The sequence below is a fragment of the Chryseobacterium hilariae genome (assembly GCF_051400735.1).
Lineage (GTDB): Bacteria > Bacteroidota > Bacteroidia > Flavobacteriales > Weeksellaceae > Chryseobacterium.
Window position 1 is genome coordinate 163,869 of sequence record NZ_JBLFFJ010000002.1, and the last position, 17,414, is coordinate 181,282.

Annotated in this window: 14 protein-coding genes; 9 read left to right on the forward strand and 5 right to left on the reverse strand. The window is 36.8% G+C overall.

The genetic code is table 11. From position 1 onward, the window contains the following. Nucleotides 1–53: 53 nt before the first annotated feature. Nucleotides 54–866, reverse strand: a complete 813-nt coding sequence (locus ACMGDK_RS07535; RefSeq protein WP_436807389.1) for a M48 family metallopeptidase — start codon at nucleotides 864–866, stop codon at nucleotides 54–56. 108 nt (nucleotides 867–974) lie between these two features. Here ACMGDK_RS07535 and recJ point away from each other — a divergent pair, with 108 nt between their 5' ends. The 8 genes from recJ (at nucleotide 975) to ACMGDK_RS07575 (ending at nucleotide 10,652) form a co-directional block, all read left to right on the forward strand. Further along, nucleotides 975–2,687, forward strand: coding sequence for a single-stranded-DNA-specific exonuclease RecJ (gene recJ / locus ACMGDK_RS07540; protein WP_436807390.1), 1,713 nt, complete (start codon nucleotides 975–977; stop codon nucleotides 2,685–2,687). Between the two features lie 26 nt (nucleotides 2,688–2,713). Further along, nucleotides 2,714–3,085 carry a four helix bundle protein gene (locus ACMGDK_RS07545; protein ID WP_436807391.1) on the forward strand — a complete coding sequence of 124 codons (372 nt, stop codon included), beginning with the start codon at nucleotides 2,714–2,716 and terminating at the stop codon, nucleotides 3,083–3,085. A gap of 16 nt (nucleotides 3,086–3,101) precedes the next feature. Beyond that, the gene (nadD, locus tag ACMGDK_RS07550) at nucleotides 3,102–3,686 is read left to right on the forward strand and encodes a nicotinate (nicotinamide) nucleotide adenylyltransferase (protein WP_111957150.1); all 585 of its coding nucleotides are present in this window, start codon (nucleotides 3,102–3,104) and stop codon (nucleotides 3,684–3,686) included. Nucleotides 3,687–3,695: 9 nt separating this feature from the next. Next, nucleotides 3,696–4,508 (forward strand): M15 family metallopeptidase domain-containing protein, encoded by an 813-nt coding sequence (locus ACMGDK_RS07555; RefSeq protein ID WP_436807392.1) that lies wholly within the window; start codon nucleotides 3,696–3,698, stop codon nucleotides 4,506–4,508. 4 nt (nucleotides 4,509–4,512) lie between these two features. Next, complete coding sequence (locus tag ACMGDK_RS07560; RefSeq protein ID WP_436807393.1) at nucleotides 4,513–4,851, forward strand: DUF3817 domain-containing protein; 339 nt, start codon at nucleotides 4,513–4,515, stop codon at nucleotides 4,849–4,851. 242 nt (nucleotides 4,852–5,093) lie between these two features. Beyond that, a complete protein-coding gene (locus ACMGDK_RS07565; protein WP_436807394.1) occupies nucleotides 5,094–7,325 on the forward strand; it encodes a TonB-dependent receptor domain-containing protein in 2,232 nt (743 codons plus the stop codon). A 66-nt stretch (nucleotides 7,326–7,391) separates the two neighbouring features. Continuing rightward, entirely contained in the window at nucleotides 7,392–9,692 is a 2,301-nt protein-coding gene (locus ACMGDK_RS07570; protein WP_436807395.1) for a TonB-dependent receptor domain-containing protein, read from the forward strand. Between the two features lie 78 nt (nucleotides 9,693–9,770). After that, a complete protein-coding gene (locus tag ACMGDK_RS07575; RefSeq protein WP_436807396.1) occupies nucleotides 9,771–10,652 on the forward strand; it encodes an alpha/beta hydrolase fold domain-containing protein in 882 nt (293 codons plus the stop codon). A 32-nt stretch (nucleotides 10,653–10,684) separates the two neighbouring features. Here the strand turns inward: ACMGDK_RS07575 and ACMGDK_RS07580 are convergent, their stop codons facing one another. From ACMGDK_RS07580 to ACMGDK_RS07590, 3 genes are all read right to left on the reverse strand, one after another. Next, nucleotides 10,685–12,445: a discoidin domain-containing protein gene (locus tag ACMGDK_RS07580; RefSeq protein ID WP_436807397.1), complete on the reverse strand. Its 1,761-nt coding sequence runs from the start codon at nucleotides 12,443–12,445 to the stop codon at nucleotides 10,685–10,687. A gap of 132 nt (nucleotides 12,446–12,577) precedes the next feature. Next, nucleotides 12,578–13,501 carry a citrulline utilization hydrolase CtlX gene (gene ctlX, locus ACMGDK_RS07585; protein WP_436807398.1) on the reverse strand — a complete coding sequence of 308 codons (924 nt, stop codon included), beginning with the start codon at nucleotides 13,499–13,501 and terminating at the stop codon, nucleotides 12,578–12,580. 77 nt (nucleotides 13,502–13,578) lie between these two features. Continuing rightward, nucleotides 13,579–14,493, reverse strand: a complete 915-nt coding sequence (locus ACMGDK_RS07590; RefSeq protein ID WP_436807399.1) for a dimethylarginine dimethylaminohydrolase family protein — start codon at nucleotides 14,491–14,493, stop codon at nucleotides 13,579–13,581. 313 nt (nucleotides 14,494–14,806) lie between these two features. On the opposite strand from ACMGDK_RS07590, the gene ACMGDK_RS07595 reads away from it, so the two are divergent. Continuing rightward, entirely contained in the window at nucleotides 14,807–14,968 is a 162-nt protein-coding gene (locus ACMGDK_RS07595; protein ID WP_436807400.1) for a hypothetical protein, read from the forward strand. Nucleotides 14,969–15,013: 45 nt separating this feature from the next. Here the strand turns inward: ACMGDK_RS07595 and ACMGDK_RS07600 are convergent, their stop codons facing one another. After that, nucleotides 15,014–17,377, reverse strand: coding sequence for a TonB-dependent receptor domain-containing protein (locus ACMGDK_RS07600; RefSeq protein ID WP_436807401.1), 2,364 nt, complete (start codon nucleotides 17,375–17,377; stop codon nucleotides 15,014–15,016). Nucleotides 17,378–17,414 lie beyond the last annotated feature (37 nt).

A 17,414-nucleotide genomic window follows, 5' to 3' on the forward strand; every position in this document is an offset into this window, starting at 1 on the left:
AAAAAATTCCTCAAAGATAACTTTGAGGAATTTTTATTTTAAATGAAGATTGATTATTTGGTAAGCTTCGTCTTAGGAATAGCAATCGTTCCCGGGTCTTTCCATAAACCGTCTTTTTCCGCTCTCTTCTTAATCGCCTGGGCTCTTTTTTCACTGTCAGGGTGAGAGTTGAACATTTTCTGAAAACCAGTCTGAGTACTTCCTTCCGAAAGCAAGGCCAGCTTTTTAAATGCTGAATAGGCTCCCACTACATTATAATTATTAGCTTTCATAAAATCATAAGAGTAAGTATCTGCCTCAGATTCCTGTTTCTTGCTGTGCGAAGCATCCAGAAAAGCATTGGCCATTTGTCCTATCTGACTATCATTTAATGTTGCTACAGCTCCTGATGCCGATGATGCTGCATCCAGTGCTGCTGCTTTTAAGTAAGCCGATTTAATAGCATCTTTAGTGTCCTGATTCTTTACGTGCCCTATCTCATGTCCGATTACCGCCAATAGCTCATCATCCGTCATAATATCCATTAACGAAGAAAATACACGAACGCTTCCGTCTGCACAGGCAAAAGCATTGATATCCTTTACTTTGTAAACTTTATAGTTCAAAGCAAGTCCGTCCTGAGACTTGTGCTTTCCGAAAAGCTTGTTAAGCCTTACTGTATAAGGATCTTTAGGTCCAGCAACCGGATTATTCTTATCCATCCAGTCAACCGATTCTTTTGAAAGTTTCACTGCATCTTCATTGGTAAAGGTAAGGGCTTTTGCTCCTTTAGAAACAACGCCTGCAGCTTTTCCAAGATTAATTTTCTGTGCCGATACAGCATTCATAGCGCCTAAGAATAAAAGGCAGAGTGTAATTTTTTTCATGATTATTTTAATTTGGACCGCGAAGATAGATAATTTTTTCAACAATCAGTAAGTCAAGTTCAACCTTAATCATTTCAAAATGCTATTTTTTTTCCTTATTTTTGTGAAATGAGTCAGAAATGGATTTACAAGCCCGAACCCGATGAGGAAGTTGTGGACAGATTAAGTTCGTCACTTGGTTTTGGTACTTTTGAATCTAAACTCCTCGTTCTAAGGGGAATTGACAATTATCAAAAGGCCAGAGAATTTTTTAAGCCCAACCTCAACGATATACACAGCCCATTTTTAATGGCAGATATGCAGAAAGCTGTAGAACGTATCGCAACTGCAATTGAAAATGGCGAGAAAATACTGGTTTATGGAGATTACGATGTAGACGGAACTACGGCTGTTGCTTTGATGTACCTTTACCTCAGCAAAATTGTTGAGAAAAAATATTTAGATTATTATATTCCGGACAGGAATTCTGAAGGATACGGAATTTCTACCGAGGGTATTGATTTTGCCAAAGAAAACTGTTTTTCCCTGATCATCGCTCTAGACTGTGGTATTAAAGCGACCGATATGGTACAATATGCCCAGGACAAGGGTATTGATTTTATCATCTGCGACCATCACCTTCCGGGTGAAGAGATTCCCAATGCGGTAGCTGTTCTGGATCCGAAAAGAAACGACTGCAGATATCCATTTAAAGAACTTTCAGGATGTGGCGTAGGCTTTAAGCTCTGCCAGGGACTGAATACTATCTATAAAATTCCTGAAGCCGAATTGTTTGAGCTGACTGACCTTCTGGCTATTTCCATAGCAGCAGATATTGTCTCAATGACCGGAGAAAACCGGGTTTTGGCTAAAATGGGATTAAAAGTTCTCAGAAAAACAAGAAATCTTGGATTAAGATTATTAATTCCTGAAGATAAACTTTCTCATTTTGAAATTTCAAATATTGTCTTTGAAATTGCTCCAAAAATAAATGCTGCAGGAAGAATTTCCCAGGGAAAGGCCGCGGTAGAGCTCATGGTTTCTGATAACCTGAAGCATGCCAACCAGATCGTCAGCGATATTATGGACCTTAATGACGAAAGACGTGAGCTTGATATGAATTCCACGCTTTCTGCGCTAAATCAGATTGTTGAATCTCAGCAGCAAACGAAGTATTCTACCATTGTTTATCACCCTGAATGGAATAAAGGTGTGATCGGTATTGTGGCATCAAGACTTATTGAGACTTATTACAAGCCTACTTTGGTATTTACTGACGGTAATAATGGAGAAATGGTGGCTTCTGCGAGATCGGTTTCTGATTTCGACGTTCATGAAGCGCTTGATATGTGCTCTGAATATTTCCTGAAATTCGGTGGACATCATGCCGCTGCAGGACTTTCGATGGAAAAGGATAAATTTGAGGCTTTCAAAATAAAATTTGAGAAAATAGTCTCTGAAAAGATTCAGGAACATCAGCAGGAACCTTCTATCACTATAGATTCTGAGATCAAAGTAGATGAGATCAACAGAGAATTCATCAATTTCCATAGAAAACTGGCACCATTCGGTCCTCATAATATGAAACCTATTCTTACCCTGACTGACCAAAAACTGTCCGGATATGTAAAAACAATGGGAAAAGATAACAATCACCTGAAATTTTACATCAAGCAGGAATCTACGGGTAGAAATATAGAATGTGTAGGCTTTAAGCTTGGGCAGTATGTGGAAGATTTTAAAAATAAAAAGTTTGATCTTGCCTTTACCTTAGAAGAAAACCACTGGAAAGGAAATGTAACACATTATTTGAATATAAAGGATGTAAAGTTCAGGGATTAGGAATTAGTAAACAGGGATTAGGGCTTATGGGGAATTATAAAGAATTATTGGTATGGCAAAAGTCAGTACATTTTGTAACTGAAATTTATACCTATACCAAAAATTTCCCAAAAGAAGAAATTTATGCTCTTACCAATCAGATCCGGCGCTCTTCAGTTTCTATTCCTTCCAATATTGCAGAAGGGCATTCACGAAGATCAACCTTAGATTACATTCAGTTTTTAAAAATTGCCCGGGGAAGTTGTGCAGAGCTGGAAACGCAACTCATTATTTCAAGAAATCTGAATTACTTAGGCCTTGAAAATTTTCAAAAGTTAGTTGAAACAACATCTGAAAGAGCAAAAATGTTCAACGCCATTATCACAAATTACAATCCAACCCAATCCCTAATCTCTTAAACCTAAGCCCTGACACATGAAAAAAATCGGCTTATTTTTCGGTTCTTTCAATCCGATCCATATCGGACATTTAATTCTGGCTAATTACATTCTGGAAAATTCCGACATGGATGAATTGTGGTTCGTTGTAAGTCCACAGAACCCTTTTAAAGATAAAAAATCGCTGCTGAAAGATCACAACAGGCTGGATATGGTGCAGCTTGCCGTAAAAAGCTATCCGAAAATGAGAGCTTCAAATGTAGAATTTTCACTTCCTAAGCCAAGTTATACTATAGATACGCTTACCTATCTTCATGAAAAATATCCCAACTGTTCCTTCAGCCTGATTATGGGTGAAGATAACCTGGACAGTCTTCATAAATGGAAAAATTCCGATATTTTGATCAAAAATCACCATATTATTGTTTATCCGAGAGTTTTTGAAGGGGAAAAGAAAGATTCTGAATATCTTCAGCATGAAAACATTTCTGTTATTAAGGCACCGGTTATTGAACTTTCTGCTACGGAGATCAGAAATATGATCAAGGAAGGAAAAAATGTACGCCCAATGCTTCCACCGGAAGTCTTTGAATATTTGGACGGAAGCAGTTTTTATAAGTAATTTTTAGCTATGAAATTCTATTTATTTTTATTCTTTATCTTTATCTTTATCTTTATTCAAATTTCTTTATCTGGACAAAACACTGTTATTTCTAACGACGATTCTTTACAGTTAAAATATCAGAATATGCTAAAGGAAAGAAGAAAGTATTATACTGAAAGTTGCACCCGTGATTCCCTGAGAGCTAGTATTGATTCTAAAACACAAAATAGATATTATATTAATATAACTGCACCAAATGGTGATGAGTTTCTGCCATCCAATGAATTAAAAGAAGTTTTTCAAAAACATGACATTATCTGGGGTGGTACATGGATGGTGAGTGATTTAGCCGGGAGTTATGCATATAATACATGTTATTATCATTTTACAACTGAGCTAACTGAAAAAAAATTCGGAAAGAATGTTATTGACAATTTAATAAAAGAAGCTGTAGCCCAATATGTTAGAAAAAATCCTGAAAAAATTTTCACAAATGATGAGCATTCTGAGTGGCTTTATAAAGGAACCTTTCCTAGTTATGATGGAAATGACTTATTAAATAAAGACTTCTTTAAGAATTTTATTTACCCTGATGACTACGACTATTCTAAGCAAAAGTATCAATCACTTACTTATGTGATTTTAAATTTAGATGAAATGGGGAAAGTATTGAAGATAAAAGATTTCCAGCATCATATATATAGCATGCATAATAGACAATATATCAATTATTTTGAAAAGGAAATCAAAAAGTTTATAAAATCAAGTAAATTTGAATCTTTAAAATACAAAGGATATCCGGTAAAATCTGAAATATCCTTTGGCCTTTATTATAAATAACACCATGGAATTCATCGAAAAGTTTTTCTCAAAATATCCTCAGGAAAAAGTCATTAAGTGGTTTAAGCAAATCTGTTTGGCTGAAGCTGTTTCGTGGTTTTTCCTATTCACCGCAATGACCTGGATACGTATTGATCCTGAAGGTGTTGTACCAATCGTATATATCAGTACTATCGGCAGCATTCACGGATTATTTTTTACACTTTACCTTATTTTTCTACCTGCGATAAGAAAAATATATGCCTGGGATGATGAAGACAGCGTCTTCGCTTTAATTGCCGCGTTTTTCCCTTTTGCTACCATCTGGATAGATAAAAAGCTGGCCCGATTCGACCGGGAATAATATTTTTTTCATAAAATTCACATTTTGCTGTAACAAAATTCTTGTTACAGTTGTCTTATTGTGTAGAAACTCAAAAGTATTTGAATTTTAATTTAAAACTTTTAACCCTGTAAATCAGAATGTTAAATTAATAATATAAATATTTTAAGTACTTTGTATTGCATAATACTGTTTTTATTATATATCTTTGCTATGTTAAATAATAACAGATACAAGCTATTAAACCACAAAAAATAATGACCATGAAAACTCATATTCTAATTGCCGCCCTATTTTTCAGCGGACTGGCAGCTGCCCAGCAGTCAAAAGATACCCTGAAAGTAAAAAACATTGAAGCTGTCAATATCAAGAAACAGGTTTTCAAAAAACAAAGCGACCGTTTTATTTATGATGTAGCATCTTCCCCTATTGCAAAAGGAACCAATACCTTCAATCTTTTGAAGCAAACCCCGATGCTCTCAAGTGTAGACGGAAAATCTTTGAAAATCATGGGGAAATCTGATGTAGTGATCTACATCAACAATAAAAAGTCCAATATGGATGCTGAGGCTCTAATTGAAATGCTGAAGGGAACTCCATCTGAAGATATTCAGAAAATTGAAGTGATCACAACACCGGGAAGTGAATTCCAGGTAGAATCCAATGAAGGGGTGATCAATATTGTGATGAAAAAGAAGAAAAATGACGGCTACAACGGAACCCTGAAAATGAATAATGAGCAGGCTTACTACAACAATCCTTCTGCCGGAGCTTCATTCAACTTCAGAAAAAACAAATGGTCTGTGAATTCAAATTTCAATACGGGAAGCTGGACGGACCGTGAAAGATATACTTTATCGAACGGGGATTCCACTTTCAGAAATGAATCTTTCGGATATAATGATGATCCAAACAAAAATGTGGGTGGAAGCGTGAATATTGATTATGAGATCAATAAAAATCACAGTTTAGGGTTTACTTACAACATGAGATATAATAAGAGTTTCAATTCAATTCTTGATGTAACGAACTGGCAGAACGGCGCACTTGTCAACAGAACCGTCAACAATGAGAACGCACAGACAAGAAATCACTCTTTCAATTTAAATTATGAAATAAAAACGGATTCTATAGGAAGCAAACTTACCTCTAACGTTTCTTATTTATGGTTTAACAGGGACAAAATGAGTATCAATGAAAGTTTTCCTTTAAATACTGATCCCGAAAATAAGTACAGCGCATTGCAGCAATCAGTTCCCCAGATCATTAATAATTATGCGGCGAATATCGACTATCTGAAGAAGACTGCTAAAGGTAACACCTGGCTAATGGGGATAAGCTACAATCATACGAATACGGATAATGATACGAGACAGGATAAAATTGAAAAGGGTACGATCATCAATGACGTCAATCAAACCAATCATTTCATTTATAAAGAAAGAATTCTGGGTGCCTATATCACGTATGAAAGAAAGCTAAGCGAAAAGTTCTCAGGAAAAATAGGAACCCGTTATGAAATAACCAGAAGCAGTGGCGAGATTCTTGGTAAAACAAGTTTCGACAGAAATTATAACAACCTTCTTCCCTATCTTAATTTAAATTATGCCATCAACTCAGATCATAATCTTACCTATAGCTTTTCAAGCAGGATCAGAAGGCCAAGGTTTTGGGAACTGAATCCATCTAGAACATATTTCACGCCTAATAACTATACGCAAAACAATCCTTTCGTACTGGCTTCTAAGTTTTACAATCAGGAACTCAGCTATATGTACAAGAATGCTTTTTTTGCCAACCTGAGCTTCAATTATGTACAAGATGCTTCAAACCAAATACCATTGCAGGGAACTGTAACTGGGCCGGAAAAAGATAAAAATGGAAATACGGTAATTGTTACCAAAAGGTTTTTAAGATATATAAGAACGAACTATGGTGACAACAAACAATTTGGGCTGACTCTAGGAATGAACAAATCCTGGTTCAAGGAAATCTGGACAACCAATTATACGGTAAACCTGGGATATAATATTTATAAAGGCTCGGTAACGGAAGATCCTACTTCGGTTCCGGTTGCAGACCAGACAGAAGTGGTTGAACCTTATGTAATCAATTTCAAAAACTTCAACATATCCGGTAATATCAATAATACTGTCCGCCTTTCTTCGAATAAGGACTGGTTCTTAGGAGTTAATTATTACTACGGCAGCAAAGTGAAAATTGAGAGCGGAACATTAGGCGTAAGACAGAGCTTTGATGTAAGCCTAAAAAAGATCATGGGCAACTGGACCTTTGTAGCGGAAGTGTATGATGTATTTAACCAAAACTATAACAGCATACAGGGAATACAGCCTAACGGAAGCTATAATAACGTTGTCAATTTCGAATATCCAAGGATTCTGAACATAGGGGTAACCTACAATTTCGGAAACCAGAAACTGAAAAAGGCAAGAGAAATGAAATCCGCCAACGATGCTATAAAATCGAGAACTTAAGTTTTATAAAAAAATTACAACCTCTCCAACCACTCCGTTTTACAGCGGCACTAAATAAGAAGAATCATGAAAAAGATCATTATACTGGCAGCAGCTATCTCAGGAAGCGTAATTTTCGCGCAGGAAAAAAAATCCGACACGGTAAAAACCAAATCCATAGAAGGAATTACTCTTACAAAACAGGTTTTTAAGAAGCAAAGTGACCGTTTTGTATATGATGTTGCAGCATCTCCTGTTGCCAAAGGAAACACCACTTTTGACTTGTTGAAACAGACTCCGCTTCTGTCTTCAACGGATGATAAGACGTTAAAGATTGCGGGAAAAAACAATGCCCTGATCTACATCAATGGTAGAAAAACCAATATGGATTCTGAATCCCTGGTTCAGTTCCTTAAAAACACACCTGCTGAAAATATTCAGAAAATTGAAGTGATTACGGTTCCCGGAAGTGAGTTTCAGGTGGAATCTTCAGATGGGATCATCAATATCGTTTTAAAGAAAAAAATGAGCGACGGCTTGAGCGGAAATATGAGGATGGCCAATTCACAAAACAAATACAATGCAAGCTCAGCAGCTTTTTCCATCAATTACAGGAAGGATAAACTGGGAATCAGCGCCAATCTTAACGGCGGTGAAAATATAGAGGCTCAGACCTATACTTTAAGAAACGGAAACAGCCTTTCTTCCAACGAATCTAAAGGAGACATCAATGACCCGAATAAAAATTTAGGCGGTTACCTCAACGTTGATTATCAGCTTACAGAAAACAGCAATCTGGCACTAACATGGAATACCTGGGCCAACAGAAGCTATAATTCTACTGTAGATCTGTACAATACCGTTCGCTCCTATGATGCAGAGAGCAAAGATTATATTTTTAATTACAGCAATTCAAAAAATAACGAGAATACCCGTTCTTATAACAATTCATTAAATCTGAACTATGAGCTTAAAACAGATTCTTTGGGAAGTAAGTTAAACCTTAATGCAGCCTATCTGAATTACAAGAGATTCCAGTATACTGATAACAGGACTCTTCTTCCAGATGCTTCCGGAAATTATTCTTTGCTGGGCAAACAGGTGATCCAGGATCTGCCTCAGATTATTAATAACTTTTCGGGAATGGCCGATTATATTCAAAAGTTCAAGAATGATTTCACTGTATCTGTGGGAGGTAATTATAACAAAACCAAAACAGATAACGATACTAAAAATTATACCTACGAATTCGATAAAAAAGGTCAACTGGTAAAACAAAAACCGGAACCGAATCATTTTATCTATGATGAAAGTATTTACGGTGTTTATTTAACACTTGAAAAAAAGTTCTCTGATAAGTTTTCAGGAAAAGTAGGAACCAGATATGAAATCACACACAGTTTAGGAACTTCTGATAACGCTCCTACTACCGATTTGAAAAGAATTGAGAGAAACTACAACAACCTTTTACCTTATCTGAGCCTGAATTATGCCATCAATGATAAAAACAATATTTCCTATGCATTTTCAAGCAGAATGAGAAGACCCAGCTTCTGGGAAATAAACCCGGTAAGGAATATTTTGACTGAAGATAATTATACACAGAATAATCCTTTTGTAAAAGCGTCTTCCACTTACAACCAGGAACTTACGTATATGTATAAAAATTCATATTTCCTGATTTTAAATCATTCCTACTTTAAAGATGTAATTACACAGGTTCCGCTGCAGAGAGACATTCTGAAACCGAGAATTGACGCACAGGGAAATCCTGTCCCTGGCCCAAATGGACAGCCAATTATGGATCCTTACACCCAATTGAGATACATCCGTACCAATTTTGGAGATAAGCAGGAGATGTCTGCAATGGTGGGAATACAAAAATCCTTTTTCAAACAATACTGGACAACTAACTTTAATATTGGTGTACAGCATAATATCAACAACGGGAGTTTAAGTATAGATCCTACTTCGGGAGATGTTTTCCCAACTTATGAAAACAAAAGAAAATCAACGAGCATTGTTATTCAAACCAACAACACGATTCGTCTGGATAAAAAGAAAACATGGTTTGCCGGAGTTAATTACTTCTTTGTAGATAAGCAGCAGATCGAGCTTGGAGTATTGCGAAATCTTATGAGCCTGGATTTGAGCCTTAAAAAAATCTGGAACGACTGGACATTTGCCCTGAATGTAAATGATGTCTTAAATACAAATATCATTGAAATTGAAGATTACCAGGACAACGGAAACTACAACTATATCCACCAGAACAGATACAACAGAGGCATGACGTTAAGCATTACCTACAATTTCGGAAACCAGAAAGTGAAAAAGGTAAGAGACATCGAAGGAGCTTCTGACGCCATTAAAAGCAGAACAAGATAGAACTATCATTTCTTCATATCAATTATTTTGTGGTAAGATCCGCCGGAATTTCCGGCGGGTTTTTCTATCTTTATGATTATGGATAAAAGTTTTATGATTATTCTGTATTTTCTTTCGACCTTCCTTCTTTGGACCGGCTGCAAACAAAAAACAGTGACTTTGGCTAAAGATATCAGTTTTGAAAAAGAAGAAAATACCCAGTATGGAAATGATCCCGAACAGAAGTTAGATCTTTATACTCCTAAAAACAGAGACTCAATAAAGGGTGTTTTTATCATCATTCATGGTGGAGGCTGGCGAGGCGGAGATAAATCCCAGCTTACGTTCTTTACCCTTTCTATGATGAAGAAATTTCCTGATTATGCTTTTGCCAATATGAATTACAGATTGGCAGACAATCATTCCTTTATCCTTCCTAATCAAACAAAAGACATTGATAATGCCTTGGATTTATTAGTTAAAAAATCTGTGGAAATGAAGGTTAAGCCTGAATTTATTTTGCTTGGAAACAGCGCAGGTGCACATTTATCAATGTTATACGGTTATAATAGAATTTTCGACCATAAGCATAGAACAAAAGTGAAGGCAATTGTAAATATTGTGGGACCTGCTGATTTAAATAGTGCTGATTTCAAAAATTATTCTGACTATTCTTTTGTCGAAAAACACATGATTGATTCATCAAAGCCAACTCCAACAGATATAACCCATCAAGATATTCCGAATCCTATTTTCTGGATTAATGAAACATCTCCACCTACTCTCTCTTTTTATGGAAACAGAGATCAGGTTATTCCTTTATCTCAAAAGAGAATATTAGATTCTGCTTTGATTCAAAATAAAGTAAAGCATGAAACCTACGAATTCAACGGCGGCCATCTGGACTGGGACAAAGCTCCGAATGATGAGTTCCTGATTAATAAAATTGCTGTTTTCCTTAAACAAACTGATAAAAAATAAACGCTTTGAAATTCTCAAAGCGTTTTATTTTTCTATTCAGATTTTACAATCTCTGTTCTTTCCGAAATTCCATTCGCATTGAAGGCTTCGATCTGGAAATAGTAAGAATCTGTTCGGTCGGCTCCGGTGAAGAAATATTCATTCTTCCCGTACACCATGATGCTTCCGTACAATTTATCCGGAGATTTCCCCCAATAGATCACATACCCGTCTGCATCCTGATTTTGCTGCCATTTCATCCAGATGCTTCTTCTTTCACCGTATTTTTTAGGATCGGCTCTTAAAGGGACAAATCCTTCCACTTTCTTTGGTCTTTCGCCTTCTCCTTTTCCAAATACCCTGAAACCGCTTAAAGCAAACTTCCCGGTAGGCATTTTCAGGTTTTCCATTTTCAGGAACCTTGCCTTGACAGGTTTTTCGAGCTCTATATAATCGTGGGGAACATCTTTGGTATTTTTACTTTTATCTACGACAACATTCCACTTCTTTCCGTCATTCGAGCCGTAGATCTTATATTGATGCATTTTGCCCAATGTTTTTCCTAAAAATTCAACATCCTGATCTGCGTAATTGATCTGGATCGCATTGATTGTGGAAACTTCACCAAGATCGGTCTGGAACCATTCTCCGGAATTTCCGGTTTTTGCACTCCAATAGGTCTTAATATCTTCATCTACCGCTAAATTCGGCTGGTAGCCTCCTAAAGTGGAAGAAACCTGGACAGGCTTGTTATAATTCAGCAGCATCCAGCCTGCAAAAAGGCCTTTTGAAAAATCTTTACCCTTAGCAAACTGAGGAAGATAGGTTGGATAATCTCCGTAAGCTGTATTGGTATACATTACATCATCTTTGTCAAATCCTGCCGGCCAGATTCCTAATCTTCTTTCAAAATTATTTTTAGTGGAAATAAAGATGGTTGACACATGCCACCAATTTTTGTAATTGTCCTCAAAAGTGGCTCCGTGTCCTGCTCCTCTTGCAAAACCTCCGGGTTTATAGGAAAAAGGATTATGCTGCTGGTATTCAAAACCTTCCAGAGGATTTTTGCTGACATAAACTCCATCGGAATATCCACTGAATTCGGTAGCCGGAGCACCATATTGCATGTAATATTTCCCGTTGTGTTTAGTCATCCATGCTCCTTCTACAAATGGCTGCAGGAAAACATTGTCATTATATTCCCCAAACCTTTCCCAACCATGATCTTCTGGCTTCAGTTTTATAATGGGTTTTACAAATCCTTCTGACTGCAAGTTTTTAACCTTCACTTCTGTTCCCAGAAGCGGCCATTCGTTGCTGGATCCCCAGTAGAGATACAGCTTATTTTTATCCTCATCATAATGGAACGCGGGATCCCAGGCCCCCACTTTTAAAGTATCCACCGCAATTTTCCAGTCGTCTTTGGTAGGATTGGTGCTTTTCCAGATCGGGAAATCCTGTTCCCAGGTAGATCCGTAAACATATAAAGTATCTTTCATTTTCCAAACGGCGGGCGCGTTCAGATCGTGGATGTATTTGTTATCTCTCAGGAATTTCCTTTTTACAAATGTCCAGTCCAGCATATTGTCGCTGTACCAGTATCCTTCCTGGTTGGTAGAAAAAAGGAATAATTTTTCTTTAAAATTAACGATTACCGGATCAGCGGTAGCACGATGTTTTCCCTGTTTTGAGAAAGCTTCGAACGGCGTATAGCCATAATCAATGTTAATCGGGTTACAGAATGTTTTCTGCTGGGCACCAACAAATATTCCCAACAGAACAGCGAATGATAAAAAGTACTGCTGTATCTTCATAATTTTTTGCTTAAAGAACAAATTTAGGTAACTTTTTTGTCTTTTGTCTCAATTTGAAGAAATGAACAGATCAAAAAAAATCCGGCCTTGAAACAAAGCCGGAAGAATATTTAAATAATTACTATTAAACTGTTATTTTTTAGGAAGGAAAACCTCGGCAAGCATGCATCTGGCGCTTCCACCTCCATTCACTTCGATGGTATTCAGATCTGAGTAAATAATCTCACAGTATTTTTCTATGGCAGCAACCTGTTCAGGTGTTAAGGATTGATAAGCCGTCTGGCTCATCACCAAAAACTTCTGTCCGTCTCTATTCTGAACCTGAAGCATGTTCCCTGCAAACTGTTGCATCTGCTCTTCTGAAATTTCGACAATCTCTTTTCCTGAGTTCTTGATGGTTTCAATCACTTTTTCTCTTTCCAGCTCATTATCGATGCAGTCAAGACAGATGACTACAAATTTATCTGCCACACACATCATAACATTGGTGTGGTAAATTGGAAGTCGTTCTGTACCTACAGTCTGGTAAGAATGGAACACTATCGGTGTAAAGCCATACTTTTCACAAAATTCTCTGAATAAATTTTCGTCAAGTCTTAGAGAAACTGAGCCATAAGCAATCTTATTATCGTGGTCGAAGATCATGCTTCCGGTTCCTTCCAGGAAGTGACCCTGAGTTTCAGGCAATGACCAGTCGTCTATTTCAGTAACTTCAAAGCCTTGATTTTTGATACTTTCAATAATATCTTCCCTCCTTTCCACTCTTCTGTTTGAAGCGAACATTGGGTATAGGACAACTTTCCCATCCTTATGGAAGCTTACCCAGTTATTGGGGAAAATAGAGTCCGGAGTATGAGGATCCAATGTATCTTTTATAGTAATTACATTTACCCCTTTACTCCTAAGTTTCCCAACAAAGGTGTTGAATTCTGCCAAAGCTTTAGACTGAATATCAGAACCTTTCTGCTCTACCTGGAAGTAATTGTTTTCTGCGGTCTCCGCGTTGTAGCCGAATGCAATCGGCTCTATCATTAATACTGTATCTGTTGTTTGCATTGTTTTAGATTTAAAAATTAAAAGATTGAAAGATTAAACGATTCAGAAATTACCTATCATCTAATCTTCACAGTAATCTACTCTCTCACCAACGGCATTGTAGAACATCTCAGCAGTCCACCCATTTTGGAGATCTCCCTGTAAGGGATTTCTTCTACAGTCATTCCCCACTCGTTTCTCAGGTGGTTGTTCATTCTTGTAAATGTTTTATCTGATACAATAACTTCGGGAGAAATAGAGAAGATATTCGGAAACATTTCAAACATTTCTTCATCATTAAGGTGGAAGCAGTTCTCTTCCCCAAAGATATCGATGATCAGGCGGTAATCACTTTCATCCACAAATCCGTTTTTATAGATGAGGCATTTATCCTTTCCTACCGGATTGAATGTACAGTCCAGGTGCAGAATGCCTTCAAAGGGAACTTTATCATTTTTCTTTAATTCCAGATCGATGATTCTTTTCTTGGGAAAATATTCTTTTAGAATTTCAATAGCATATTCGTTAGTTCTCGCTGTTTTATAGTTTCTGTAGTCTTCGCTGAAGCATGTTCCTATAAAAAGGAAATCATCCCATACAATTACGTCTCCTCCTTCAATATGCGCAGTTTCCGGAAGATTGATGATCTTTCTCCACGCTACTTTTTCAAAAACTTTCTTATAAGCATCCTGTTCGTCAGCTCTGTCAGCGATCACATTTGAGATGATCATTTTATCGTCAATCACAAAAGCCACATCTCTTGCGAAAACCTGGTTATAATCTTTGATAATGCTTGGGCGAAGTACTTCTACATCATATTTCTTCAATACTGCTTCAAAAGCATTCATTTCGTTGATAATATCCTCTTCTTTAGGATACATATTGTGTTCGATGGAGTAATATGACTTGGCGTCATAGCTCTCCTCAAGTGTGGGAACGGCTCCCATTGAATTAGGCTGTCCTAGAACAACTGATTTCAGCCTGCCCGTTTCGTTTTTAATGTTTAGTTTCATAAAGATTTATGCAATACTACAAATATAAGTAAAGGTCTCTATCTGGAAAACTTTTGATTTGTTTTATACATCAAATTTGATCTTAATGATGGTTATCCTCAAGAAAATACCTTTATATTCTATTATGATTTTGTTTAATCATAATATTAATCTCATTTAATCTGACTACATAATTAATCTACAATTGACTATTTTTCATCTACATAAGAAAGAAAAAACAGTTTATTTTATAAAATAAATTCATATCTTAGTGATATAATTTCAATGGAATTATATATTAAAATTTAACTATTAACATCAAAAAATCAAAATCATGAACAAGAAAAATTCTGTGCTGAAAAATGCACAAAAATTAGGAAGAAACGAGCAGAAATTAATCACAGGAGGAGGGATAACCAGACCTAGATACTGCTGTGAGTGGGACGAAAACGGAAACTGTACCATCTGGACGTGTGGTAACTGCGTTTGTCCATAATCAAAAAATCAATAAACCTGCTTACGATAAGCAGGTTTTATTTTTTTATCTTGCTCTGTTCTCCTCTTCTGTCTTCTGAAGTTCTTTGGCCTCATATTTTGAACTTCCGAAACTATATCCTATAGAAAGCATCAGGCGGCTATTGTCCCACCAATGCGTAAAACGGTTATCCATAATCTGTTTATGCCTGAATTCCAAACGCTGATCGTAGGAATCGAAAATATTGTTATAGCTGATCTTTGTATTCAATGTATTATCAAACCAAGACTTCTGCACAGACAGATCCACTGTATACCTTGGTTTTATGATATACAGGCTGTTTCCGGTTTTGGACTCATAATTTGCAAAGAGATTAACGGTATATCCTTTAGGCAAGGTGAAAACCTGATTTACCCGTATTTCATAATTATAGACTTTCAAAGCAAAAACTTCACCCAGATAGGGTCTGAACTCATCGTTATAGTATCCGGCGAGCTGGCTGGTAATATTCCACCATTTTGTCAGTTTCACAGGAAAGCTGGTTTCTATAGAAGCAAAGTTCCGGTAGGGAAGATTGGTTCCAAGATATTCCAGGACATTAGTTTTGGGATTGTAAAGCGGATACCGGGTCATCACATCTTTTTCTTTACCTGCTGTAAAGCTGGTGACCCAATTCTTATAACGGTACGTAAGTTTGATCTGGCTGGTGAAAGAAGGCTGCAGATAAGGATTTCCTATCCAGTAATTCAGCGGGCTGAAATAAACCCGGAACGGATTGAGCTGGGAAAACACAGGCCGCGTTATCTTTCTGCTGTACGAAAGTGACAGCTCATTAGATTTACTGAATGTATATGCTGTACTGAAAGACGGCAGCCATTCGAGATAATTTCTTGAAACCACAGAATCTTTGGTAACAGCATCCGAAATACTCTCTGTATTTTCAAACCTCAGTCCCACATTCATCTGGAGCTTTCCAAACTTCTGCATGTACGAAACATAGCCTGCCCATATTTTCTCTTTGTACGAAAAGATATTACTGCGTTCCGGATCAAAGATAAAATGATCATTTACAGAGAGTGTATCGTAGCGGATATTATTATGGGTATTGGAACGGCTGTATTTCATTCCTGCCTCAAGATCAGCATTTCCTATCTTTTGCGAAATGTCGATTTGCGCGGTATGGATATCAATTTTATTAAGCAGGTCAGATTTCCAATAAGACAAAAGTTGAGATGCAGCTTTATCTTTATTGATAAAATCATCCTTCTGCTTGTTTTTGACGGAAAGATAATTACCTGTAAAATTCAGTTTGAAACCTTTATTCTGAAATGAATAATCTGCAGCTACCCCATAATTTTCCTGGGAATAATCTGTAGGGTTTTTACTTTCTGTGTTAAAGATCAGCTGTGATTCATCCTTATTAGTGGTATAAAGTGATCCTGAACGGACCCGGTCACTGGTTCTGAAATTACCTCTTATATTGATGCCTAACCTGTTTTTATCATTTATCCTGAAATCTGCTCCGGTCTTAATACTGTATACGTTTCCTTCATCTTCCTGATAGGTATTGGTTCGCATGACATTGGTGTTTGCAAGTTTTTGCAATGCATTATAGCGATAGGTGGAAATACCATTATTGTAACCTGCCTGCAGACTGTAGGCTGTTTTCTCTGTATTATAAGAAAGGTTTAAAGAGTTTTCCCTGTAACTGAACTTATTAACATATGCATTTCCATTGTAATTTCCTTTCCAGCCGAGGTTTCCGTTTCTTTTCAGCCTGATATCGATGATTCCTTTAAATTCCGCATCATATTTTGAAGAAGGATTGGCATTTACTTCAACAGATTCTACCATTTCAGGCGGTAATGCACGGAGATAAGCCTGCAGTTCCTGGCTGCTCATGGTGACAGGTTTACCATCAATAAATATAGCAGGAGTAATTCTTCCGCCAATAAAAATACCGCCTTCCTGATCTATGGAAACACCCGGTGTCTTTCTTAAAACTTCAAAAAGATTTGCAGAGGTTTTAAAATCTTTATTTCCGGAAACGCTCATTACGATATTTCCATCATTGAGCCTGATACTTCTGGGCACTGAACGGATCACTACTTCTGAGATATTTTGAGCTACAGGTTGCAACTCAATCACAGAAAGGTCTTCTACTTTATCCAACTCTTTCGTTTCATATTCTTTTTTCCGGATCACAAAGTAAGAGCCAGCAGCTATATTATTCAGCTGGAAAAAACCTAAGGAATCTGTCAAAATTTTTTGAAGGACGCGTCGGTCTGATTTATTCAACAGAGCTATTTCAGCCTTAAAAACAGCCTTTTTAGTTTCTGAATCCACAACCTTTCCCTGTACTGTTTCCTGAGCTTTCCCGAAGCAGGAAAGAAATAATAGCAACAGCAAAAACCATAATCTGATATTCATAAATTTTAATTTTATGAAACCAAAAGTAGCAGGCTAT